Raw genomic sequence first — 23,496 nt, 5'->3', positions numbered from 1 at the left:
AAAGCGATTGTCGCGAGGCGCCATACCGGCGCAATTCCGATAGGAATTGTCGCTCCAGGTGGCATAGATCATGAGCTCATTCTCTTCGAAATCCAGCTTCCAGACTGATGCGATTGGCCGACCTGGTGGTTCTAGCGGGGCGGCCGCACCCGATCCCATTCCGAACTCGGCCGTGAAACGCCTCAGCGCCCATGATACTTCGTCTTAAGACGCGGGAAAGTCGGTCGCTGCCAGGTCTGCCAATCGCATCCTCCCTCTCTTCATGCCCTTCAACGCCCGCCCCGGTCACCCCGAGGCGGGCGTTCTGGCGTTCAGGCACCCGCGTCGGTCGCGTCGGTCGCACCTGCGTCGGCCGCCGCGCGATCGGCACCGGCCTCACCGCTCGCCGCGCGATCGGCACCCCGCCCAGCCGCTGAGAGGCCGAAGCGCGCCGCCAGGGCCCCGCCATAGCGCCGCAGGTCCTCGCGCAGCCGGAACAGCGCCAGGTCCTTCGCCTTCGCCTCCAGCATCACATCGAAGTCGAGACCCGCCACCCGCTCCAGAAACATCACGAACTCGAACGGGTTGATGAAATCCGCATGGCCCGTCATCACCGGCGCAACAGGCCGCAAGACCTTGCGCCCCGTCGCCCGATCCACCACCCGCTGCTCGCGCAACTCCGTGCGCGGCGACGAATAGTGGATCTTGGCGACCTCGCCAGCCGGCCACGTCGAAAGCATCCGCGACACCGTCTCCCGCAGATCCAAACCGTCCGGGTTCAGGCACCAGAAATGCTGGTGGTCAAACACAAGGCGTACTCCCGTCCGGGCGTGAAGCCACAGCGTGTCCGCCGCCGAGAACCGGAGGTCATCGTGCTCCAGAACCAGCCGGCGCCGAACCGGCTCGGGAAGCGTCTCCCACGTGCGGGCCCACCGCTCGCGGCTCGCCAGGACGTCGCCGTACACACCGCCCACATGGATCACCAGAACTGCCTCCGGACCCAGACCCATCAGGTCCAGCATCTCCGCCTGGCTCGAAAGGTCCCAGACGCTCCGCAACACCAAGCCTGCGTCCGGGCTGTTCAAAACAATGAACTGCGAGGGGTGAAACGACAGGCGGATGCCAAGCGCCTTCGCCTTCGCCCCGACGGCCGCAAGCTCGGCCTCGCTCTCGCGCACCATCGAATGAAACTGCGGCATGTCCGGATGCGTCGCATAGGGCGCAATGTCCGACGACATCCGATACAGCCCAACATCGTTCCGACCGCAGTAGTCAAGAATCCGGTCGATATATTCGAGTGACACTTTCAGATGCGGATTGTTCGCCGGACGCCGCGCGTCGTTGCTCTTGAGGTCCGGCTTCCCCATCACCTTGACCGGGAAACCCAGTCTCAAAATTCGCTCGCTCATGCGTTTGCCTGTCATCCCCTAGTTATGAAGGGGACGCCGAACGCAGCCGTCAGGTTCCCTTGGTTGCCAACCGTGATTGATGCGCGAAGGCCACAGGGAAGGCGCTCAGCGACTTGATGGAAAAATCATGACTTGAAGAGTCATATATTCCTTGGGATGCAGGGGAAGCCATCCTGCCATCTGGAAGTTGCCCGTGCGTCCCTCCTCTCGCCTGTTTCTGACGACCACCGCAATCGCCCTCGGTCTCGGGGTTGGCGCCCAAGCTCAGACCGCGACCGTCGAGCTCGACACCGTCGTGGTTGAGGGCGCTGGCACGGGGGGCGATGGGATTTCCGGCTCGCAGGCTGCGGGGACCGCGCCGGTCGAGGGATACGTCGCCCGCGCGACGACCACGGGCTCCAAGACCTCGACGCCGCTCGCCGAACTGCCGCAATCGGTCTCCGTGATCGGGCGCGAGGAGTTCGAGGACCGGGGCGCGCAGAAGGTGGACGAGGCGCTGCGCTATACGGCGGGCGTCTTCACCCAGCCCTTCGGGTTCGATTCCGACACCGACTGGTTCTACATCCGCGGCTTCGACGCGACCCAGACCGGTGTCTATCTCGACGGCCTCAACCTCTACCAGTACGGCTTTGCCGGTTTCTCGATCGATCCGTTCCTGCTCGAGCGCGTCGAGGTCCTGCGCGGGCCCGCGTCGGTCCTCTACGGCGGCTCGAACCCCGGCGGCATCGTCAACCAGATCTCGAAGCGCGCGACGGGCGAGCGGCTCCGCTATGTCGAGGGGTCGCTCACCGACGATCCCAACGGCTCCTTCGCCTTCGACATGGGCGACAAGCTCGGCGCCGAGGACGGGCCTTGGAGCATCCGAGTCCTCGGGCGCGTGAAGGGCGGCGAGACGCAGACCGACTATGCTGACAACTTTCGCGGCATGATCGCGCCGATGGTGGCCTACGAGCCGGACGCCGAGACGCGCCTCGATCTCTACGGCTTCTTCCAGTACGACAACCTGCGCCACACCAACGGCTTCTTCCCCTATGAGGGCACCGTGGTCGATGCCCCGTTCGGACGCATCCCCCGCGACCTGTTCTATGGCGAACCCGACGTCGACAAGTTCGTCGGCCGCCAGACCCTCCTCGGCTACGAGTTCGAGAAGGAGGCGGGGGACGGCCTCACCCTGCGCTCGAAGACGCGCTATGCGCGAACCGAGCGCGAGGAGTTCGGACCCTACACCTTCGGCTTCTACGATCCGGCGACCGGTACCGGTTTTCTGCCCGAACCCGTCGATGCCAACTCGATCCTCGGGCGTCTGAATTTCGCGCACGACACCACGGCCGACCAGCTGACGACCGACAACTCGGCGACCGTGCAGTTCGCGACCGGCGAGGTGGATCACACACTTCTCGCCGGCCTCGACTACAAGCACTACCGGATCGACCAGGTGCAGGCGTCGGGTTCGGCCTCGCCGCTGGATCCGATCCGCCCGCGCTACGGTACGCCGCTGCCGCCGCTCTTTGCTCCTTACATCGACGAGACGATCACGCTCGACCAGATCGGCTTCTATGCGCAGGAGCAGGCCGAGTTCGGCGGCGTCATCGCGACGCTGAACGGGCGCTACGACCGGGTCTGGATCGACCGCGACGACCGCCTCGGCGCGGATGCGGATTACGACGGCAACGAGGGCGCGCTGTCCGGCCGCGCGGGCCTCGCCTACGAGTTCGACAACGGCATCACCCCTTACGTCTCGGTCGCAACCTTCTTCAATCCGCAGATCGGCACCGCGGGTGACGGCCGGCCGGTGGAGAACCAGAAGGGTGAGCAATACGAGGCGGGCGTGAAGTACGACCCGACCTTCTTCGACGGCACGTTCACCGCGTCCGTGTTCGACCTGACCCGCCGCAACGTGGTTCAGACCGATCCCCTGACCTTCCTGCCGGTTCCGATCGGCGAGGTGCAGTCGCGCGGCGTCGAACTCGAGGCGAAGGCCAACCTCACCGAGAACTGGAAGTTGACGGCCGCCTTCACCGCGCTCGACCTCGAGATCACCGACGACATCGATCCGGCCCTCATCGGCAACCAGCCGTTCCTGATCCCGGACGTGACCGCCTCCGCCTGGGCCGACTACACGGTGACGAGCGGCTCCCTCGAAGGGCTCTCGGCGGGCCTCGGCCTTCGCTATGTCGGCGAGTCCTATGCCGACAACCAGAACACGCTGACCGTGCCCGACGCGACGCTGGTGGACGCGGCGATCCGCTACGAGCGGGACGACCGCGGCCTGTCGCTGAACGTCAACAACCTCTTCGACAAGCGCTACGTGTCGGGTTGCCAAGGCGCGCTGACCTGCGCCTACGGACAGGGCCGCGAGTTCGTCCTCAAGGCGCACATGAACTGGTAGGCCGAAAGGCTGCCACCGGCCGTCGAAGGCCCGGACGCGGCGACCGCGTCCGGGCCGTCGTCGTTTCGGAAGGGTGTCAGTCGCCGGGATGGATGTCGGCACGCACCGCCGGATCGACCGCGGTCTCGCGGGTCCGCACCCGATTCTCCCGCCACCAGATGTAGAGGCCGCTCGCGACCAGCACGGCGGTGCCCGCGATCGTCGCCCCATGCAGGGGATCGCCGAAGAGCACGACGCTGACGCCCGCGGCCACCAGCACCTGCGTATAAAGGAAGGGGGAGAGCAGCGAGGCGGAGGCGTAGCGGAAGGCCGAGACGAGGAGGAAGTGCCCGACCGTACCGAGGAGGCCGATCGCAAGGAGTAGCGCCATCGTCGCGGCATCCGGCGTCTGCCAAACCGGAATGACGACGGCCGACATGACGACGGCGCCGAAGGCGGTGGTGTTGAACTGCGTCGAGGCGGCGTCCTCGCGTCCCGCAAGGCGCCGCGTCAGGATCAGGTAGACCGCGTTGAGGACCGCCGCGGCCAGCACCAGGAAGAGGGCGGGGTGGAAGCTGCCGATCCCCGGCCGCAGGATCAGGAGCATGCCGCAGAAGCCGGCCAGCACCGCCGCGATGCGATGGAGACCGATCCGCTCGCCGAGCAGCGCGACGGACAGGACCGTCACCATGATCGGGCTGAAGAAAAGCACGGCGGTCGCGTCCGCCAGCGGCACGCGCGACAGGGCCTCGTACATCAGGAAGGTGCAGGCGAGGAGGAGGAGGCCGCGCGTCAGCTGCAGGATGGGATGCGATGTGCGCAGGAAGCGCGTCCCCGTGGTCGCGCCGAGCCAGGCCGTCATCACCACGGTCTGGACGACATAGCGGCCCCAGATCACCTGCATCACCGGCAGGAGGGTCGAAAGATGCTTGCCGAGCGAATCCATGCCCGCAAACAGCGCCCCCGCCACGATGGTCAGGAGGATGCCGGTGAGGAGCGGGTTGGCACGGGTCACGAAGCGGCTCCTTCGCCGTGGAGAAACGAGCGCCGGGGCGTCGGCGCCGGCCAACGCCGCAAGGGCGCGTCGTGCCGTGGCCTTTAACGTGACATGGGCCGCGGGGAAAGCGCCGCCGCTCGGGTTTCGCGACCGGAGGACGTCAGGCGGGAGGGGATCGTGCCGCGCCTCCAGCCACGGCCGGGTCGCGTCAGCCGCCGCCGGTCGCGCGGCGGATCACGGCGAGGAACAGGTCGCCATAGGCCTCGCGCTTGGCCTCGCCGACCCCCGGAACCGCGAGGAAGCTGTCGTCGTCGTGCGGGCAACGCTCCGCCATGGCGCGCAAGGTCGCGTCGGAGAAGACGACATAGGCGGGCACCGACTTTTCGCGGGCGATGCGCGCGCGCTCGCCGCGCAGCGCCTGGAAGATCGCCGCCGACTCCTCGTCCATCCCCTCGGTGACATGGCCGGTGCGCTGAAGGCGCGTCGCCTTGCGCCGTCGGTCGCGGCGCAGCACCACGCGGCGCTCGCCGCGAAACACCGGCCGCGCCTCCTCGGTGAGGACCAGCGCGCCGAAGGCGGCGTGGTCGACGGTGAGGAGCCCCTGCGCCACGAGCTGGCGCGCGATCGACTGCCAGGTGCGCGGCTCGACGCCCTTGCCGGCGCCGAAGACGGGAATGGCGTCGTGGCCCGCCCGCTTCACCTTCTCGGTGTCCTTGCCGGTCAGCACCTCGATGACGTGGCCGAGCCCGTAGCGCTCGCCCGTGCGGTAGACCGCGGCCATCAGCTTGATCGCGTCCTCGCTGCCGTCGAAGGTCTCGACCGGCACGAGGCAGGTGTCGCAGTTGTTGCAGCCGCCCGGATGGCTCTCGCCGAAATGCGACAGGATCGCCTGACGCCGGCAACCCGCCGTCTCGCAGATGCCGAGGAGGGCATCGAGCTTGGCGCGCTCGACGCGCTTGATCTGCTCCTCCGCGCCGCCCTCGTCGATCATCCGGCGTCGCTGCACGACGTCCTGCATGCCGTAGGCCATCCAGGCCTCGGACGGCTGGCCGTCGCGGCCCGCGCGCCCCGTCTCCTGGTAGTAGGCCTCGACCGAGGAGGGCAGGTCGAGATGGGCGACGAAGCGCACGTCCGGCTTGTCGATGCCCATGCCGAAGGCGACGGTCGCGACGAGACAGACGCCCTCCTCCTTGAGGAAGGCATCCTGGTTCGCGTCCTTCACGCGCCCCTCCATGCCGGCATGATAGGGCAGGGCGCGGATGCCTTGCCCGTTCAGCCACTCGGCCGTCTCCTCCACCTTGCGGCGGGACAGGCAGTAGACGATGCCCGAGGCACCGCGATGATCCTCGAGAAAGGCGAGGAGCTGGCGTCGCGGCTCGTCGCGCTCGACGATGGCGTAGCGGATGTTCGGCCGGTCGAACGAGGTGGAGAAGACCGGCGCATGCTCGAGGCGCAGGCGCTCGACGATGTCGCGGCGCGTCGCGGGGTCGGCCGTGGCGGTGAGCGCGATGCGCGGCACGGCCGGATAGTCGTCGGCGAGCGTCTCCAGCGCCCGGTATTCCGGCCGGAAGTCATGGCCCCAGGCGCTGACGCAATGCGCCTCGTCGATCGCAAAGAGCGCGATCTCGATGCGCGAGAGCGCCTGCCGGAAGCCGGGCGTCACGATGCGCTCGGGCGTCACGTAGAGAAGGTCGAGGCGGCCGGCCATTAGCTCTCTCCGAACCTCGGTGCGCTCCTCCTCCGTCAGCGAGGAGTTGAGGGCGGCCGCCCGCACGCCCGCCTCGGTCAGCGCCTGCACCTGGTCGCGCATCAGCGCGATCAGCGGCGAGACGACGATCGCCGTGCCCTGCCGGCAGAGCGCCGGGATCTGGTAGCACAGCGACTTGCCGGCGCCGGTCGGAAACAGGACGACCGCGTCGCCGCCGCCGACGACATGGCCGATCACCTCGCCCTGGCGGCCGCGGAAGTCGGCATGGCCGAAGACGCGGGCGAGCGCCTCGCGTGGGCTCGGAAGGCCGCCGTCGAAGAGGGCGCGCGTCGGGGCCGCGCCGGCTTGTGGAGGGGTCATGCGGACGGGTCTTGCCTCAAAGGGTCGCGAGCCCGGCCCGGAACCGGCGGGCATTGGCGACGTAGCGCTCGGCCGACTGGCGCAGGCCCTCGATCGCGGCGGCATCGAGCGCGCGCACGACCTTTGCCGGGACGCCGACGATCAGCGATCCGTCCGGAAAGTCCTTGCCCTCGGTGACGAGCGCCCCGGCGCCGACGAGGCAGTTGGCGCCGATCCGCGCGCCGTTCAGGACCGTCGCGCCCATGCCGATCAGCGTGTTGCGGCCGACCGTGCAGCCATGAACGATCGCCTGGTGGCCGACCGTGCAGCCCTCGCCGATCACCAGCGGAAAGCCCGGATCGGCATGCAGCACCGCACCGTCCTGGATGTTCGTGCGCGCACCGACCCGGATCGCCGCCACGTCCCCGCGGATCACCGCGTTGAACCAGACGCCGACATCCTCGCCGAGCGCGACGTCGCCGACGACATGGGCGCCGGGTGCGACGAAGGCGGTGCCGGGAATGGCGGGGGCGACGTCGTCGAGAGCGTGAACGGGCATGGCGGTCCGATATCGGATGGGATGAGGCCAAGATAGGCCGTGCGCTCGCCCGGCGCGAGCCCCGTGCAGCCGTTTTCGCAGCGCGCGCCGCGCCTGCGACGGTCTGTCGACGGAGACCGGAAACAGAAAATTGACGTTAACGTAAGTGGCCGGAGTTTCGCTTTGCGACGTCCTGCGCTAGCCTCACGGGAAAAAGGGGAGGATCAACGCATGCCAAGGCCCTGGCTCGCCCATTATCCGGCGGGCATTCCGCACGAGACCGGTCCGCTGCCGTTCGAGAGCATCGCCGGCCTTCTGGAGGATGCCTTCCGGACCCATGCCGGCAAGCCCGCCTTCCGCTTCATGGGTGCGGTGATGACCTATGCCGAGCTCGACCGCGCCTCGGCGCGGTTCGCGGGCTATCTCCAGTCGATCGGCCTCCAGCCCGGCGACCGCGTCGCGCTGATGATGCCCAACGTCTTCCAGTATCCGGTGGCGCTCGCCGGCGTGTTGCGCGCAGGCATGGTGGTGGTAAACACCAATCCGCTCTACACGCCGCGCGAGCTCGCGCACCAGCTGACGGACTCGGGCGCGCGGGCCATCGTGATCCTCGAGAACATGGCGGCGACGCTGGCGGCTTGCCGGGGCCAAGTGCCGGTCGAGCATGTCGTGGTGACCGGCGTCGGCGACATGCTGCCGGGCCTCAAGGGTCCCATCGTCAACCTCGTGCTTCGCCATGTGAAGAAGGCGGTGCCGGCCTACAGCCTGCCGGGCTCGGTCCGCTGGAAGGCCGCGCTGCGCAAGGCCACGGGCTTCCGGGCGGCGCCGCGCGGGGCGGAGGACCCAGCGGTCCTCCAGTACACCGGCGGCACCACGGGCGTCGCCAAGGGCGCGGTGCTGACTAACCGAAACATCGTCGCCAACGTGGTGCAGTCCCGGCTCTGGCACCAGCCGGTGCTCGACGCCATCCCGGCGGGCGAGCAGCCGACCACGGTCTGCGCCCTGCCGCTCTACCACATCTTCGGCTTCACCGTGAACATGATGCTGTCGCTGCACACCGGCGGCTGCAACCTTCTCATCCCCAACCCGCGCGACCTGCCGGCCCTCCTGAAGGAGCTGAAGGCGCACCGCTTCCATCTCTTCCCGGCGGTCAACACGCTGTTCGGCGCGATCGCGCGCCACCCGGACGTCGCCTCGGTCGACTGGACGCACCTGCGCCTGTCGGTCGGCGGCGGCATGGCGGTGCAGAAGGCGACGGCCGATCTGTGGAAGAGCGTGACGGGCTGCGCGATCTGCGAGGGCTACGGCCTGTCGGAGACCTCGCCCGTCGCCTGTGCCAACCCGGTCATGACGCGCGACTATTCCGGCATGATCGGCCTGCCGGTGCCCGGCACCGAGGTCGCGATCCTCGACGACGACGGCACCGAGCTGCCGATCGGCGAGCGCGGCGAGGTCGCGATCCGCGGGCCGCAGGTGATGCAGGGCTACTGGCAGCGCCCCGACGAGACCGCGCGCGTCTTCACCACTGAGCGCTTCTTCCGTTCCGGCGACATCGGCATCATGGACGAGCGCGGCTGGGTGAAGATCGTCGACCGGAAGAAGGACATGATCAACGTGTCCGGCTTCAACGTCTATCCGAACGAGGTCGAGGACGTCGTCACCCGCATGCCGGGCGTCGCCGAGGCCGCCGCGATCGGCGTGCCGGACGAGACCTCCGGCGAGGCGGTCAAGCTCTTCGTCGTCAAGACGGCGTCCGACGTCGACGAGGCGGCGGTGAAGGCGTGGTGCCGCGAGAACCTGACCGGCTACAAGCGGCCGCGCGACGTCGAGTTCCGCGACGAACTGCCTAAGACCAATGTCGGCAAGGTGCTGCGCCGGATGCTGCGGGACTGACCGACACACCGGGCGACGGGAGCGAGCGCCGCTTGCATCGCGCGCCGTTCCCGATAGTCTGGCGGGATCAAGGACATGCCCGGCTCGCGGCCCCCGCTTGCGAGAGCACTGTCGTCTTTTTGTCAAAAACTCGCCGGGTGGGGGTTTTCACGCCCGTCGGTTTCGCCTATATCGACTTCACCGCAGGCGGCCAGGCCGCTTCGGCAATGGCGCGGGGTGGAGCAGCCCGGTAGCTCGTCAGGCTCATAACCTGAAGGTCGCAAGTTCAAATCTTGCCCCCGCAACCAAGTTCAAGCCCGCTGGATCAACCGTCTCGGTTCGATCCGGCGGGCTTTTTCGTCTCTGCGGTTCGCTTCAGCTGCGTCGGTGGGCCGGGCTTCAGGCCGCGCCGATCCCCAGCCGTGCCGGTTTCGGCCCCGCCTCCACCGAAGCGTCGGAAAACACGACGCGCATCACGAGGCCGGGCGCGGCGTCGCGCACCTCGATGCGCCCCCCGTGCAGCTCGGCGATCGAGGCGACCAGCGCGAGGCCGAGGCCGTGGCCGGGCGTCGACCGGCTGCGGTCGAGCCGGTAGAGGCGACGAAAGATCCTGTCGCGCTCAGCCGGCGGCACGCCCGGCCCGTCGTCGGCGACTTCCAGGACGATCTCCTCCGCCTCGCGCCGCACGGCGAGCGTGATCTCGCCGGGGGCGGGGACGTGGGTGATCGCGTTCTCCACGAGGTTGGCGAGGAGCTGCGTCAGGAGGTCGGCGTCGCCTTGGACCGTGCGGCCGGGCTCGACCCGTGTCGCGAGGCGATGCCCGGCGTCGATCGCCACCTCGCCATAGGCGTCGGCGACCCGCTCGGCGAGGTCCGACAGGTCGACCAGGCGAAACCGCGCCTTGCGCGCGCCCGCGTCGATCTGGGCGATGCGCAGGAGCGCGTTGAAGGTCTCGATAATGGCATCGGTCTCGGCGACCGCGGCGTCCACCGCGCGCTCCAGACCGGCCCGGTCGCGGGTGCGCCCGATCCCCTCCAACCCCTGCCGCAGCCGCGCAAGCGGGGTGCGCAGGTCGTGGGCGATGTCGGTGGAGACCTGACGCAGGCTTTCCACCAGCGTCTCGATGCGGGCCAGCATGACGTTGATGTCGGTCGCCAACCGGTCGAGCTCGTCGCCGCGGCCCGACACGGGCAGGCGCAGGTCGAGCCGTCCCTCGACGATCCGCCGGGTCGTCGCCGCGATCGCGTCGACGCGGCGGCTGGGCCCGAGCCCGACGACGATCCCGCCGACCAGCGCCAGCGCCACCGTGACCATGCAGCCGGTGAGGATCGCCGACAGGAGGATGGAGCGGATCGTCTCCAGGATGTCGGACCGTCGGGCGGCCATCACCCGGAAGTCGCCGAGCGCGATCCCCTCGCTGTAGAGCGTGTCGCCCCGGGTTTCCTCCGCCCGGTCGGGCGTTGCGGGCGCGAGGCGCTCGGTGGTGGGGCCGAGGGCCCATGCCGCGGTCGGCAGATTGCCGGCGATCCTCCGTCCGTCCGGGCCGAGAAGCAGGAAGAAGCGGTCCTCGGCCGCGCTCTCGACGCGTTCGTTCACCTCCTGGACGAGCCCACCCTCGCCGCCCTCGCGAAAGCCGTGGCGGAACAGCGCGAGATCCTCGGCGATCGAGGCGCGCACGATAGACTGCATCTGCGTGCTGGCCGCGACGTAGGTGACCGCCATGATGGCGACGGCCGAGAGGCCGAACAGGAGCCCGTAGCCGACCGACAGGCGGAACGAGATGGTGCGGAAGCGGTCAGGCAGGCGCATCGATGAGATATCCCGATCCGCGCACCGTGCGGATCATCTCGGCGCCGAAGGGCCGGTCCACCTTGGCGCGCAGGCGGCTGACATGGGTCTCGACGACGTTGGTCTTGGGATCGAAATGGAACTGCCAGACACGCTCGAGCAGCATGGTGCGGGTGAGGACGCGGCCCCGGTTGCGCATCATGAACTCGAGCAGGCGGAACTCGCGCGGCTGCAGGTCGATCGCCTGGCCGGCGCGCGCCACGGTGCGCGCGATGAGGTTCATCTCGAGGTCGGCGATCGCCAGCACCGTCTCCTCACGCCGCTCCGGGGCCACGCGCCGGGCGAGCGCGTTCAGCCGCGCCATCAGTTCGGAAAAGGCGAAGGGTTTCAGGAGATAGTCGTCGGCGCCCGCTTCCAGCCCCTCCACCCGGTCGTCGACGCCGCCGACGGCGGTCAGGAAGATCGCGGGCGTGCGCCGTCCCGCCGCGCGCACCGCCTTCAGGAGCGACAGGCCGTCGAGGTCGGGCAGCATGCGGTCGACCACGGCCGCATCGTAGGGACGCGTCAGGGCGAGTTCCAGGCCGAGGGCCCCGCGCGGCGCGTGGTCGACCTCATGGCCCTCCTCGCGCAGGCCGTTGCAGACATAGGCCGCGGTGGATGCGTCGTCCTCGACCAGAAGCACCTTCACAGCGTCGGTCTCCCTTTCCTGCCCGTTCCATAGCGGGCTTCGCGCGCCGCTTCACGCCCGTCCTGCCCACTATACGAAAGCGTATAATCCCGGCGACGTCACGCCGGGGGCGGCCGGTCTATGAGGGCACCCGTGACCAACGCCCGTCCCGGACGCCGCCCATGCGCCTTGCCAGACCCACCATCGGCAGCCTGACCCTTGCAGCGCTCGCCACCGCCTATCTCCTGTTTGCGCTGAACGGCACCTTCTGGCGCAAGGGCCTTCTCTACTTCGCCAACCACCCCTTGCATCTGGCGGCGCTGGGACTCGGCCTCTTCCTCCTGATGTTCTCGATCCTGGCGGCCGTCTCGTTGCGCTTCCTCCTGAAGCCGCTGGTGATCGCGCTGATCCTGATCTCGGCCGTTGCCTCCTACTATGTCGACAGCTACGGCATCCTGATCGACCGCGACATGATCACCAACGTCGCCGAGACCACGACGGCGGAGGCGGGCCATCTCCTCACCGCCGGCTTCGTCCTCCATCTCGTCCTGTTCGGGCTCGTTCCGGCCGCGCTCGTTGCCGTCGTGCGGATCCGCCACCGGCCGTTCTGGCAGAAGGCGCGGCGCAATCTGGCGGTCATCCTGCCGAGCCTTGCGCTCACCGTGGCGATCGTCCTGACCTTCTATTCGAGCTACGCCTCGACCTTCCGCACCCATCGCGACCTGATGGCGAGCCTCAATCCGGTCGCACCGGTCACCGCCCTCGTCAAGTACGCCCAGCACTGGGACGGGGAGACGGTCTATGTCGTCGCGCCGCTGGGCACCGACGCGGTTCCCGACCCCCGCCTCGCTAGGGCGCAGAAGCCCGTGGTCGCCGTCCTCGTGGTCGGCGAGACGGCGCGGGGCCAGCAGTTCTCGCTGAACGGCTACGAGAAGGACACCAATCCCGAACTTAAGGCGCGCGGCGTCGTGTCGTTCTCGGACGTGTCGAGCTGCGGCACCTCCACCGCCGTCTCGGTGCCCTGCATGTTCTCCAACCTCACGCGCGCCGGGCATTCCGACGAGAAGGCCCGCTCGGTCGAGAACCTTCTCGACGTCGTCAAGCGCGCCGGCTTCGACGTGCGCTGGATCGACAACGACACGGGCGCCTACCATGTGGCCGACCGCGTGCCCTACACCTATCTGCCCGATACGGCCGACCCGCGCTTCTGCGAGGGCGGCGAGTGCCGCGACGAGATCCTGACCGACCGGCTGGACGCGGAGCTGAAGACCGTCACCGGCAACACGCTGATCGTCCTCCACCAGCTCGGCAGCCACGGGCCGACCTATTTCAAGCGCTATCCGCAAGCGTTCGAGCGCTTTACGCCGGCCTGCCAGACCGCCGAGTTCGCCAACTGCCGGCGCGAGGAGATCGTCAACGCCTACGACAACACGATCCTCTACACCGACCACAACCTCGCCGAGACGATCGACCGCCTGAAGGCGCGCACCGACCTCGACACCACGATGCTCTACCTCTCCGACCACGGCGAATCGCTCGGCGAGAACGGCATCTACCTCCACGCGATGCCTTATATCCTCGCCCCCTCGACGCAGACGCATGTGCCGATGATCGCCTGGTTCTCCGACGGTTTCGCGCGGACCATGGGCATCGACGCCCGCTGCCTCGCTGGCCGTCGCGACGCGCCGCTCTCCCACGACAATCTCTTCCACACGATGCTCGGCCTCGCGGACGTGAAGACCGGCGTCTACGATACGGCGCTCGACGCCTTCGCGCCCTGCCGGACGCCGGCCGCGCCGTCGCAGGTCTCCGACCTCGGGGGCCAGGCCGGATGAGCCTCGAGGCGCCCGTCCAGCCGCTGCCGCCCGTGCCGCCCGAGAAGCTACGCGGGCTCGCCCATCTCTTCGCCTCGACCCGATACTCGCTGGCGGGCTTCCTGCGCCTCTTCGCCGAGCCCGCCTTCCGTCACGAGATCGTGCTCGGCCTCGTTCTCCTCGCGGCCCTCGCGCTCGGCGGGGCCACGACGCCGGTGCTCCTGATCCAGGGTGGGCTCCTCCTCGCGCTGGCGGCGACGGAGGCCCTCAACACGGCGATCGAACTCATCGTCGACCGGGTGTCGCCGGAGTTCTCGGCGTTTGCGGGACAGGCGAAGGACCTCGGCTCGTTCGCCGTGTTCTGCCTCCTCGTCGTCAACCTCGGTTTCGCAGGCTGGAGCCTCCTCGCCCTCGTCTGAGGTGGGGCGTCGTCCCGCCGCGGGATCGAAGAGCCCGGCTTCGTCGTTGCCCTGCCAAACCAGGGGGCGAGGACGGCGGATGGGCATGCATGGGAGACGGGCCGTCCTGAAGATGGGGGCGCTGGCGCTGGCGGTGGCCGCATTCGGCCGGCGTGCCGACGCGGCGCCGGTGGTTCTGACACGCGATCCGCGCCTTGCCGACGTCGTCGATCACGACGCACGCCTCGTCGAACTCTACGGCGAAGGGCGCTGGTGCGAAGGCCCTTGCTGGGCGCCGGCGCTTGGCGGCCTCGTGTTCAGCGACGTCCGGCGCAACCGGCTCCAGGTGCTGCACGGCGACGGCACGGTGGACGCGCTGCGCGATCCGTCCGACAACGCCAACGGCAACGTCCTCGACGCCGAGGGACGCCTCGTCACCTGCGAGCATCGCACGCGGCGCGTGGTGCGGCGCGAGGCGGACGGCAGCCTGACGGTTCTCGCCGACCGGTTCGACGACAAGGCGCTCAATTCGCCCAACGACGCCGTGCTCGCGCCCGACGGCGCGATCTGGTTCACCGATCCTGTCTACGGCATCCGCCAGCCCGACGAGGGGCTGATGGCCGAACCCGAGCAAGCCGCGCGGCGCGTTTATCGCATCGATCCCGGCGGGCGTCTCGACGCCATGGTCGACACGATCGACCAGCCGAACGGCATCGCGCTCTCGCCGGACGGGCAGACGCTCTACGTCGCCGAATCCGGGGCGGCGCTGAACCCCGAGGGTCCGCGCGAAATCCGCGTCTTCGCGATCCAGGCCGACGGGCGGCCGGACGAGGGCCGGATCTTCGCCGCGCTCGAGAGCGGCGTGCCGGACGGGCTGGCGGTGGATTCCACCGGCCGGCTCTACGCTGCCTGCGAGGACGGCGTTCGCATCTACGATCCGGACGGGACGTGGCTCGGGCGCATCGCGACGCCGGGCCCCGCCGCCAACGTCGCCTTCGGCGGTGCGGAGCGCCGCCGGCTCTTCATCGCGTCCGGCACCTCGATCCACGCCATCGACCTGAAGGCGCAAGGGCTCGCCCTGTGACGCAGCCCCCACGGGAAGGATCCGCCATGACCATCGCCCGCCGACGCTTCCTCGTCTCCGCGCTCGCGGGGGCGGCGACGCTTCCGCTTATCCGCCGTGCCGAGGCCCAGACCTCCCCGTCCCCGTCCCCGGCCGCCCGAGGCGGCGCCGCGGCCGAGGCTGCGCGCGAGGCGGGCGCGATGGAGCTCGCGATCCTTGCCGACGCGCCCTCGACCCCGACGGGCCTTGCGATCTCGCCGAAGGGCCGCGTCTTCGTGATGATGCCGCGCTTCACCGGCAAGGAGCCCTACACACTCGGCGAGGTGGCGCCCGACGGCTCGGTCACGCCCTATCCCGACCAAGGCACCAACACGCCCGATCCCGAGCGCCCGCAGGCGACCCTCTTCCATGTGCCGAACGGCGTCTTCGACCGCGCGGGCAAGCTGTGGCTTCTCGACGCCGGCCTGCCCAACGGCTCGGGGCCTCCCGTGCCCGGCGGCACCAAACTCGTGCAGATGGACATCGAGACCAACGAGGTCCTGCGCGTCGTGCCGCTCGATCCCGGCGTCGAGCCGACCTCGTCCCTCAACGATCTGCGCGTCGATACCGCGGACGGGCGGGCGCGCGCCTTCGTCACCGACCAGGGGCAGGACGGGCAGGGGGCGATCCTCGCCGTCGACCTCGACACGGGCCGCGTCGTGCGCCGGCTTGGGTCCCATGCCTCGACGCGCTCGCAGAAGGGCGTCCAGAAGTTCGTCGAGCACCGGCCGGTGCTGCGCGATGGGGGGGGCGGCAAGCCGCAGACCGTGCAGGGCGGGGCGAACGGCATCGCCCTCGGGCCGGACGGCCGGCGCCTCTACTGGGCGCCGCTGATGGGACGCCGGCTCTACGCGGTCGACACCGACAGCCTTCTCGATGCCGCGCAGACCGATGCCAACGTCGCGGCCGGGGTCGAGGACCTCGGCGAGAAGGGGATGACGGGCGGGCTCGGCGCGGACGCCGAGGATCGCGTCTATCTGACGCTGCAGGAGCAGAACGCGCTCGGGCGCCGCCTGCCCGACGGCACCGTCGAGGTGCTCGGCTCGGACCCGCGGCTGATCTGGGCCGATACGATCGTGATCACCGAGGACCGGTGGCTCTACGTGTCGGCGGCGCAGGTCAACCGCCGGCCGGAATACAACGGCGGCACCGACCTCCAGAAGCCGCCTTACGCGATCCTTCGCATCCGCATCGACGCCGGGCCCGCCTGAACGGTCCGGCGCGGGCGCCGAAGGCCGCGGGCCGCGAAGACGGATGTCGCGTCAGGCCTGTCGCCGGAGCCGCGTCGACAGGATGATCGACGACTGGGTGCGCTCCACCCCGTCGATCGCACCGATCTCGTCGATGCGCCGGTCGAGTTCGGCGATCGAGGGCGAGGCGACGATCGCGATGAGATCGAAGGCGCCGCTGATCGAGTGAAGCTCGGTCACGGCCTCCACCCGCTCGATCGCGGCGGTGACCTGCGTCAGCGATTTCGGCGCGATGGTGATCAGGATGTGGGCGCGCACGAGGCTCGAGGCATAGGCGTCCGACAGGCGCACGCCGTAGCCGGCGATGACGCCGGTGCGCTCCAGCCGTTCGAGGCGCGCCTGCACGGTGGTGCGCGATACGGCGAGCCGCTTGGCGAGCGTCGCCACGGGCAGGCGGGCGTTCTCGGACAGGAGGGCGAGAAGGTCCCGGTCCTTTGCGGTCAGATCCATCCAGCTGGTCGCCTTGTTCATTCCCGTCGTCGATATGCGTAGGATGCTGCGACGGATCGCGCAATCCGCCGCTCGAATCCGCCGGCCCCGCCTTTACACTGCCTTTATGTCGAAGAGGCGAGGATGGGCATGACGAAGCAGGTGATGGTGATCGGTGCGGGCAAGATCGGCGGCGCGATCGCCCTGATGCTGGCGGCGACGGGCGACTGGCAGGTGACGGTCGCCGACCGCAGCGCAGAGCAGCTCGCCAAGCTGGAAAAGCACCCGGCGATCGAGGGCCTGGCGCTCGACATCCTCAACCACGGCGAGGTGGTCAACGCCTTGAAGGGCCGCTTTGCCGTCCTGTCCGCCGCGCCCTTCCATCTGACGGGCCGGATCGCGGAAGCCGCGCGCGAGGCGGGCGTCCACTATCTCGATCTCACCGAGGACGTCGCGACGACGCGGATGGTGGAGCGGCTGGCGGACGGGGCGACCAGCGCCTTCATCCCGCAGTGCGGCCTCGCGCCCGGCTTCATCTCGATCGTCGCCAACGATCTCGCCGCGCGCTTCGAGACCCTCGATTCGGTGCGCATGCGCGTCGGCGCGCTGCCGCAGTATCCGTCCAACGCCCTGAACTACAACCTGACCTGGAGCACGGACGGACTCATCAACGAATATATCGAGCCCTGCGAGGCGATCGTCGAGGGGCGGCTGATCGCGGTCCCCGCGATGGAGGAGCGCGAGGAGTTCTCGCTCGACGGCGTCACCTACGAGGCGTTCAACACGTCCGGGGGCCTCGGCACGCTCGCCAAGACGCTGGAAGGCCGCGTGCGGACGATGAACTACCGCACGATCCGCTATCCCGGCCATCAGGCGATCATCAAGGCGCTCCTCAACGACTTCAACCTAAAGAACCGGCGCGACGTCCTGAAGGACCTCTTCGAGAACGCGCTGCCGGCGACGATGCAGGACGTGGTGGTGGTGTTCGTCACCGTCTGCGGCTGGCGCGACGGGCGCTACCTGCAGGAGACCTATGCCAACAAGATCTATGCCGGGGTCGTCGCCGGGCGGCGCATGAGCGCCATTCAGATCACCACGGCGGCCGGCATCACGGCCGTGCTCGACCTTCTGGCCGAAGGGCGGCTGCCCCGGTTCGGCTTCGTCCGGCAAGAGGAGATCGCGCTTCCCGACTTCCTCGCCAACCGCTTCGGCCGCGCCTACGACCCGGCGGCGGCCGAGTTGCGCAAGGCCGGCTGACGGTCCGCCTCAGCCGGAACTGCCGAGCGCCGCCTTCATGCGGCGCACTTCGCCCGCATCGGTCCGGCGTCGGCTCCCGCCGAAGCCGAGCCGTTGCGCGTTGGCGTCGCCGGGGCCGACGGTGGCCGAGCAGGAGCCGTGGACCTCGCCGAGCGGCACACGGGCGAGCAGCGCGGCGACGTTGTCCGCCGACAGGCCGGACCCCGCCATGATGGCGAGGCGTCCGTCCGCCAGCGCGTGGGCACGGGCGAGATCGGCGAGGCCATCCATCGCCGCGACGGCGCGGCCCGACGTCAGGATGCGCTGGAAGCCGAGGTCCACCGCCAGATCCACCGCTGGCTCGATCGCGGGCACGAGGTCGAAGGCGCGGTGGAGCGTCAGGCCGAGCCCGGCGCTGGCGCCGACGAGGTCCGCCAGCGTGTCGCGGTCGAGCGTGCCGTCGGGGCGCGAGGCGCCGAGGACGACGCCCGAAAGCCCGGCCGCGCGGATGGCGGCGATGTCGGCGAGCATGGCGCGGCGCTCGGGGCCCGAGAACACGAAGCCGCCGCCGCGCGGGCGCACCATCGCATAGACCGGCACGGGCGCCGCGGCGGCGAGCGCCATCAGCCCCGGCGTCGGCGTCAGGCCGCCGATCTCCAGCGCCGAGCACAGCTCGATCCGGTCGGCGCCGCCCGCGACTGCGGCGTCCAGGCTTTCGGGATCGCCGACGCAGACCTCAAGCAGCGGCATCGGCATCCCTTCGCAAGGCCAGGATCGCGGCGCCGATAAGGCCGGGCTCATGGCGACACCGGGCCGGCACCACGAGGGGAGCGTGCGTCCGGCGCAGGATGCGCGCGCGCACGGCGGCGTCGAGCCGCTCGACCAGCGCGTGGACATTGGAGAGGCCGCCGCCCACCGGCACCACGTCGGCGCCGACGATGTTGACGACGAGCGCCAGCGGATCGGCGACGAGATCGGTCCAGACGTCGATCGTGCGCGCCGCCGCCCCGTCGCCCGCGATCCAACCGTCCGTGATCTCGCGGCTCGTGCGCTCGGACCCATGGAGATGGCGATGGAGGCGCTCCAGCCCGCGCGCCCCGCCGACCGTGTCGACGCAGCCCGTCTGGCCGCAGCCGCAGGGGAAGCGCGGCACCTCGACCGGCGGCGTCCCGGCTCGGTTCGCCGCGATCGGGCCGTGGCCCCATTCGCCGGCAAAGCCGCCCGCGCCCTGAAGGAGGCGTCCCTCGATCACAAGCCCGCCGCCGACCCCGGTGCCGAGGATCGCCCCGAACACCACGCGGCGGCCGACGCCCGCGCCCTCCATGGCCTCCGCCAGCGCGAAGCAGTCGGCGTCGTTGGCGACGGTGACGGGTCGCGCGAGGCGCGCCGCGAGGTCGTCCGCCAGCGTGCGCCCGTCGATGCAGGGGATGTTGGCGACCTTGATGCGGCCCGTCGCGGGGTCGACGACGCCGGTGATCGACAGGGCGGCCGGCGCGCCCTTGGGAAGACCGGCTTCCGCGATCGTCTCACGGAGGATGCCGGCAAAGGCCTCGAAGTCGTGGAGCGGCGTCGGGCGGCTGCCGAGCACCGTCAGATCGGAGGGCGAGCCGGCGCGCGCGGCCTTGATCGCCGAGCCGCCGATGTCGAAGCAGGCGATCATGCGTCGCGGATCGCAAGGCCCGCGGCGTCGAAGCGGTGGATGCGGCCGGGCAGGGGGCCGAGCGCGATCCGGTCGTCGATCGCGATCGCTGTTTCCTCGGGGATGCGCACCGTCACCTCCTGCCCGTCGCCGAGGACGACGTAGAGATAGGTGTCGGAGCCGAGATGCTCGGCATGGCGCACCGTGCCGGGCCACGGCCCCTCAGGGTCGACGCGCAGGTGCTCGGGGCGGATCCCGAGCGTTGCGGCGCCCGCCTCCTCGGCCAGCCGACCCGTCAGGAAGTTCATCTTGGGCGAGCCGATGAAGCCGGCGATGAAGAGGTTGTCGGGCCGGTTGTAGAGGTCGATCGGGCGGCCGACCTGCTGCACGGTCCCGCCGTTCAGGATCACGATCCGGTCTGCCAGCGTCATCGCCTCGACCTGATCGTGGGTGACGTAGATCATCGTGGCATTGAGCGTGCGGTGGAGCTTGGCGATCTCGAGGCGGGTGGCGACGCGCAGCGCCGCATCGAGGTTCGACAGCGGCTCGTCGAACAGGAAGAGCTGCGGCTCGCGCACGATGGCGCGCCCGATCGCCACGCGCTGGCGCTGCCCGCCCGAAAGCTCCGCCGGGCGGCGCTTCAGGAGCGGCGTCAGCTGGAGGAGCCCGGCGGCCTTCTCGACGCGCGCCTCGCGCTCCGCCTTCGGCACCCCGTCCTCCTTCAGCGCCAGCGTCATGTTGCCGGCGACGGTGAGGTGCGGATAGAGCGCGTAGGACTGGAACACCATGGCGATGCCGCGCTTGGCCGGCACGGTGGCGTCGACGTTGCGCCCGCCGATCTCGACGGTGCCGGAGGTCTGCGTCTCCAGCCCCGCGATGATCCGCATCAGGGTCGACTTGCCGCAGCCCGACGGGCCGACGAAGACGACGAACTCGCCCGGCTTCACCTCGAGATCGACGCCCTTCAGGACTTCGATCGGGCCGAAGGTCTTCACGATCCGCGACAGTTTCAGGGAATGCACGGGAGTCTGGGGGGTGTGAGCGTTCACAGGCGGACGGCCTTTCCTTCGCGCATCGACCGGTCGGCGGCCAGCACCACGGCGAGCGAGCGCACGGCGTCGTCCATGTGGCGGGTGAGATCCCTGTCCTCGCGGATGGCGTCGAGCACGAAGCGCTGCTCGGCGTCGCAGAGCGCCTGGTGGCCCGGCTCGCCCGCCATCGAGACCATCTCGTCCTGCCTTTCGAAGAGGCCGTCGGCCCCGAGCCCGGCATGGTGGATGCGCAGGCGCGCGGTCTTCGTGTGGGTGTCGATGTCGGCCGATTTCGCGCCCTCGTCCATGACGATCGAGACCGAGCCCTTCGGGCTCATCACGTCCTTCACGAAGAAGGCGGTTTCCGAGATCATCGGCCCCCAACCCGCCTCGTACCAGCCGAGCGAGCCGTCGGCGAAGAGCACCTGGAGATGGCCGTAGTTGACTTGTGTCTCAGCGATCTCGTCGGACAGCCGAAGGCCCATGCCGCGCACTTCCACCGGCGCCGCGTCGGTGATCTGCAGCATGACGTCGAGATAGTGGACGCCGCAGTCCACCACCGGCGAGGTCGTCCGCATCAGCCGCTTGTGGATCTCCCAGGCCTGCCCGGCAGACTGCTGGTTGAGGTTCATGCGGAAGACGTAAGGGCCGCCGAGGGCGCGGGCCCGCGCGATGAACTCCACCCAGGACGGATGGTGGCGCAGGATGTAGCCGACGACGAGCTTGCGGCCGGTGCGTTTGGCCGCATCGACCACGCGCTGCGCATCCTCGACCGTGCCCGCGAGCGGCTTCTCGACGAAGACATGCGCGCCGGCTTCCATCGCGCGGATCGCAAGGTCGGCATGGCTGTCGGTGTAGGTGTTGATCGAGACGAGGTCGGGCTTCAGCGCCAGCCCCGCCTCGAAATCGGCCAGCATCGGATAGGCGCGAAGCGCCTCCGGCAGATCAACCGGCGATCGGTTGGCGAGGCCGACGATCTCGAAGCCGGGGTCCGTGTGGTAGGCGAGCGCGTGGCTGCGGCCCATCTGGCCGAGACCCATCACGAAGACCTTGAGAGGGGCGGTCATTTCACGGCTCCGGCGGTGATCCCGGCGATCAGCTGGCGGGAGAACAGGAGGTAGAGGACGAGGACGGGCAGGATCGCGAGCGACAGCGCGGCGAGCACCGCCTCCCAGTTGGTCACGAACTGGCCGAGGAAAATCTGGGCGCCGAGCGTCACCGTCTTGGTGCTCTCGCCAGGCGCGAGGATCAGCGGGAACCAGAGGTCGTTCCAGATCGGGATCATGGTGAAGACCGCGACGGTCGCGAGCGCCGGCCGGATCAGCGGCAGCACGAGAACGAAGAAGATCCGGTATTCCGACAGGCCGTCGATGCGCCCGGCGTTCTTCAGGTCGTCCGAGACGTTGCGCATGAACTCCGACAGGATGAACACGGCGAGCGGCAGCCCTTGCGCGGTGTAGACGAGGACGAGCGCGGTCAGGGTGTTCACGAGGCCCGCCGAGACCATCATCTGCAGGATCGCGACCGTGCCGAGCCGGATCGGCACCATGATGCCGAGCGCGAGGAACAGGCCGAGGAAGGTGTTCAGCCGGAAGCGGTATTCCGACAGTGCGAAGGCCGCCATCGCCCCGAAGAGGAGCACGAAGAACAGGGAGCCGATCGTCACCGTCAGGCTGTTCTGGAAGTAGAGGAGGAAGTCGCCCTGCGCGATCACGGTGCGGTACCCAGCAAGGCTCGCCGTGGTCGGCAGCGGCGGCTCGAGGGGGGCCGCGAAGATCGCCCGGCGCGTCTTGAACGAGTTCATGACGATCACGAGGACCGGCAGGACCGAGATCAGGCAGTAGAGGAGGAGCGCCGCATGGACGAAGGCCAGGCGCAGGCGCTGGGCGGGGGCTTTCGGGGTCATCGGCGGCCGCCTCACATCTGGTAGCGGCGCATGCGCCGCTGGACGACGAACAGGTAGAACGAGACGCCGAGAAGGATGATCAGGAACATCGCCGTCGCCACCGCCGCGCCCATGTAGCGGTCGCCCGCCTGCAGCTGGAAGCCGAAGAAGATGCGGTAGAGATAGGTGCCGAGGATGTCGGTCGAGAAGTTCGGCCCGGCGAGCGCCCCTTGCATCGCGTAGATCAGGTCGAAGGCGTTGAAGTTGCCGACGAAGGTGAGCACGCCGACGAGGCCGATGGTCGGCAGGATCAACGGCAGCTTGATCTTGAAGAACTGCTTGAGGCCGGTGATCCCGTCGCATTCGGCGGCTTCGATCACCTCCGCGGGGATGGTGATGAGGGCGGCGTAGATCAGCATCATCGGAATGCCGACGAACTGCCAGATCGAGACCAGCGAGACGGCGGTCAGCGCATAAGCCTCCTGGCCGAGCCAGGGCGCGAAGAGCGACTTCAGGCCGATCGAGCCGAGGAGGTTCGGCGCGACGCCCCATAGCGGCGACAGGAGGAGCTTCCAGAGAAAGCCGACGATCACGAAGGACAGGATGGTCGGCAGGAACAGCGCCGTGCGATAGAGCGCGACGCCGCGAAGCCGCGGCACCGACAGGAGAGCCGCCAGCGCGATGCCGATCGGGTTCTGAATCAGCATGTGGAGGACGAAGAAATAGACGTTGTTGCGCAGCGCGTTCCAGAACCCGTCGGAGAAGCGCGGGTCGCCGAACAGGGTGCGGAAGTTGTCGAGCCCGACGAAGACGCGGTTTCCGTCGCGCACGTTCTCGAGCGCCAGAAGCAGCGTCTGCATCAGCGGCACGAGCATGACCACGGTGTAGACGAGGAGCGCGGGCGCCAGGAACACGGCGATGTGCCAGCGCGGGCGGGCCTTGAGGATCGGCGCCTCGGGGTCTTGCGTCATCGGGGGCGCCTCAAGGCTGGCCGGTCGGGAAGGAGGGGAGGCGGCGCGGACGCCGCCTCCCGGCGCGGGTCAGGCG

At 69.3% G+C, this 23,496-nt stretch carries 20 protein-coding genes, 1 tRNA gene and 1 rRNA gene; 9 read left to right on the top strand and 13 right to left on the bottom strand.

Annotation, left to right across the window (positions count from 1 at the left end; translation table 11 throughout):
- Positions 1-121: 121 nt before the first annotated feature.
- Positions 122-236: ribosomal RNA gene (rrf, locus tag ACLNGM_RS03250) — 5S ribosomal RNA — on the top strand.
- 75 nt (positions 237-311) lie between these two features.
- Here the strand turns inward: rrf and uvsE are convergent.
- The gene (gene uvsE, locus ACLNGM_RS03245; RefSeq protein WP_416357167.1) at positions 312-1,388 is read right to left on the bottom strand and encodes a UV DNA damage repair endonuclease UvsE; all 1,077 of its coding nucleotides are present in this window, start codon (positions 1,386-1,388) and stop codon (positions 312-314) included.
- A gap of 193 nt (positions 1,389-1,581) precedes the next feature.
- Between uvsE and ACLNGM_RS03240 the strand changes: the two genes are divergently transcribed.
- A complete protein-coding gene (locus tag ACLNGM_RS03240; RefSeq protein WP_416357166.1) occupies positions 1,582-3,777 on the top strand; it encodes a TonB-dependent siderophore receptor in 2,196 nt (731 codons plus the stop codon).
- 76 nt (positions 3,778-3,853) lie between these two features.
- Here the strand turns inward: ACLNGM_RS03240 and ACLNGM_RS03235 are convergent, their stop codons facing one another.
- From ACLNGM_RS03235 to ACLNGM_RS03225, 3 genes are all read right to left on the bottom strand, one after another.
- Positions 3,854-4,771, bottom strand: coding sequence for a DMT family transporter (locus ACLNGM_RS03235; RefSeq protein ID WP_416357165.1), 918 nt, complete (start codon positions 4,769-4,771; stop codon positions 3,854-3,856).
- 190 nt (positions 4,772-4,961) lie between these two features.
- On the bottom strand, positions 4,962-6,821 hold the full coding sequence (gene recQ / locus ACLNGM_RS03230) for a DNA helicase RecQ (RefSeq protein WP_416357164.1): 1,860 nt from the start codon (positions 6,819-6,821) through the stop codon (positions 4,962-4,964).
- A 16-nt stretch (positions 6,822-6,837) separates the two neighbouring features.
- Positions 6,838-7,359, bottom strand: a complete 522-nt coding sequence (locus ACLNGM_RS03225; protein WP_416357163.1) for a gamma carbonic anhydrase family protein — start codon at positions 7,357-7,359, stop codon at positions 6,838-6,840.
- Positions 7,360-7,488: 129 nt separating this feature from the next.
- Here ACLNGM_RS03225 and ACLNGM_RS03220 point away from each other — a divergent pair, with 129 nt between their 5' ends.
- Positions 7,489-9,231 carry an AMP-binding protein gene (locus ACLNGM_RS03220; protein WP_416358378.1) on the top strand — a complete coding sequence of 581 codons (1,743 nt, stop codon included), beginning with the start codon at positions 7,489-7,491 and terminating at the stop codon, positions 9,229-9,231.
- Between the two features lie 210 nt (positions 9,232-9,441).
- Positions 9,442-9,518, top strand: a tRNA-Met gene (locus ACLNGM_RS03215).
- A gap of 91 nt (positions 9,519-9,609) precedes the next feature.
- Here the strand turns inward: ACLNGM_RS03215 and ACLNGM_RS03210 are convergent.
- Together ACLNGM_RS03210 and ACLNGM_RS03205 are read right to left on the bottom strand one after the other, a co-directional pair.
- Positions 9,610-11,019 carry a sensor histidine kinase gene (locus ACLNGM_RS03210; protein ID WP_416357162.1) on the bottom strand — a complete coding sequence of 470 codons (1,410 nt, stop codon included), beginning with the start codon at positions 11,017-11,019 and terminating at the stop codon, positions 9,610-9,612.
- Positions 11,006-11,686 carry a response regulator transcription factor gene (locus ACLNGM_RS03205; RefSeq protein WP_416357161.1) on the bottom strand — a complete coding sequence of 227 codons (681 nt, stop codon included), beginning with the start codon at positions 11,684-11,686 and terminating at the stop codon, positions 11,006-11,008. Before ACLNGM_RS03205 ends, ACLNGM_RS03210 begins: the two co-directional genes overlap by 14 nt.
- A 161-nt stretch (positions 11,687-11,847) precedes the next feature.
- Between ACLNGM_RS03205 and ACLNGM_RS03200 the strand changes: the two genes are divergently transcribed.
- The 4 genes from ACLNGM_RS03200 to ACLNGM_RS03185 all read left to right on the top strand — a co-directional run bounded on the left by ACLNGM_RS03200 (position 11,848) and on the right by ACLNGM_RS03185 (position 16,190).
- On the top strand, positions 11,848-13,500 hold the full coding sequence (locus ACLNGM_RS03200) for a phosphoethanolamine transferase (protein WP_416357160.1): 1,653 nt from the start codon (positions 11,848-11,850) through the stop codon (positions 13,498-13,500).
- Positions 13,497-13,898: a diacylglycerol kinase gene (locus ACLNGM_RS03195; protein WP_416357159.1), complete on the top strand. Its 402-nt coding sequence runs from the start codon at positions 13,497-13,499 to the stop codon at positions 13,896-13,898. The genes ACLNGM_RS03200 and ACLNGM_RS03195 overlap by 4 nt, the downstream gene beginning before the upstream one ends.
- Positions 13,899-13,983: 85 nt before the next feature.
- On the top strand, positions 13,984-14,961 hold the full coding sequence (locus tag ACLNGM_RS03190; RefSeq protein WP_416357158.1) for an SMP-30/gluconolactonase/LRE family protein: 978 nt from the start codon (positions 13,984-13,986) through the stop codon (positions 14,959-14,961).
- 26 nt (positions 14,962-14,987) lie between these two features.
- Positions 14,988-16,190: an L-dopachrome tautomerase-related protein gene (locus ACLNGM_RS03185; protein WP_416357157.1), complete on the top strand. Its 1,203-nt coding sequence runs from the start codon at positions 14,988-14,990 to the stop codon at positions 16,188-16,190.
- 51 nt (positions 16,191-16,241) lie between these two features.
- On the opposite strand, the gene ACLNGM_RS03180 is transcribed toward ACLNGM_RS03185, so the two are convergent.
- Positions 16,242-16,679: an Lrp/AsnC family transcriptional regulator gene (locus tag ACLNGM_RS03180; RefSeq protein ID WP_416357156.1), complete on the bottom strand. Its 438-nt coding sequence runs from the start codon at positions 16,677-16,679 to the stop codon at positions 16,242-16,244.
- A 129-nt stretch (positions 16,680-16,808) separates the two neighbouring features.
- On the opposite strand from ACLNGM_RS03180, the gene ACLNGM_RS03175 reads away from it, so the two are divergent.
- Positions 16,809-17,915 carry a saccharopine dehydrogenase NADP-binding domain-containing protein gene (locus tag ACLNGM_RS03175; protein ID WP_416357155.1) on the top strand — a complete coding sequence of 369 codons (1,107 nt, stop codon included), beginning with the start codon at positions 16,809-16,811 and terminating at the stop codon, positions 17,913-17,915.
- A gap of 9 nt (positions 17,916-17,924) precedes the next feature.
- Here the strand turns inward: ACLNGM_RS03175 and ACLNGM_RS03170 are convergent, their stop codons facing one another.
- From ACLNGM_RS03170 to ACLNGM_RS03145, 6 genes are read right to left on the bottom strand one after another with little or no spacing between them, the layout of a single operon-like run.
- Entirely contained in the window at positions 17,925-18,650 is a 726-nt protein-coding gene (locus ACLNGM_RS03170) for a copper homeostasis protein CutC (protein WP_416357154.1), read from the bottom strand.
- Positions 18,631-19,554, bottom strand: coding sequence for an ROK family protein (locus tag ACLNGM_RS03165; protein WP_416357153.1), 924 nt, complete (start codon positions 19,552-19,554; stop codon positions 18,631-18,633). The genes ACLNGM_RS03170 and ACLNGM_RS03165 overlap by 20 nt, the downstream gene beginning before the upstream one ends.
- Positions 19,551-20,555 carry an ABC transporter ATP-binding protein gene (locus ACLNGM_RS03160; protein ID WP_416357152.1) on the bottom strand — a complete coding sequence of 335 codons (1,005 nt, stop codon included), beginning with the start codon at positions 20,553-20,555 and terminating at the stop codon, positions 19,551-19,553. The genes ACLNGM_RS03165 and ACLNGM_RS03160 overlap by 4 nt, the downstream gene beginning before the upstream one ends.
- A 23-nt stretch (positions 20,556-20,578) precedes the next feature.
- Complete coding sequence (locus ACLNGM_RS03155) at positions 20,579-21,631, bottom strand: Gfo/Idh/MocA family protein (RefSeq protein WP_416357151.1); 1,053 nt, start codon at positions 21,629-21,631, stop codon at positions 20,579-20,581.
- A complete protein-coding gene (locus ACLNGM_RS03150) occupies positions 21,628-22,470 on the bottom strand; it encodes a carbohydrate ABC transporter permease (protein WP_416357150.1) in 843 nt (280 codons plus the stop codon). The genes ACLNGM_RS03155 and ACLNGM_RS03150 overlap by 4 nt, the downstream gene beginning before the upstream one ends.
- A gap of 11 nt (positions 22,471-22,481) precedes the next feature.
- Complete coding sequence (locus ACLNGM_RS03145; protein WP_416357149.1) at positions 22,482-23,420, bottom strand: carbohydrate ABC transporter permease; 939 nt, start codon at positions 23,418-23,420, stop codon at positions 22,482-22,484.
- Between the last annotated feature and the right edge of the window lie 76 nt (positions 23,421-23,496).

This window comes from Aureimonas phyllosphaerae (assembly GCF_047943035.1).
GTDB classification, from domain to species: Bacteria; Pseudomonadota; Alphaproteobacteria; order Rhizobiales; family Rhizobiaceae; genus Aureimonas; species Aureimonas phyllosphaerae.
Note: the sequence above shows the minus strand (reverse complement) of the source record. Positions and strands in the feature narration are given on the sequence as shown.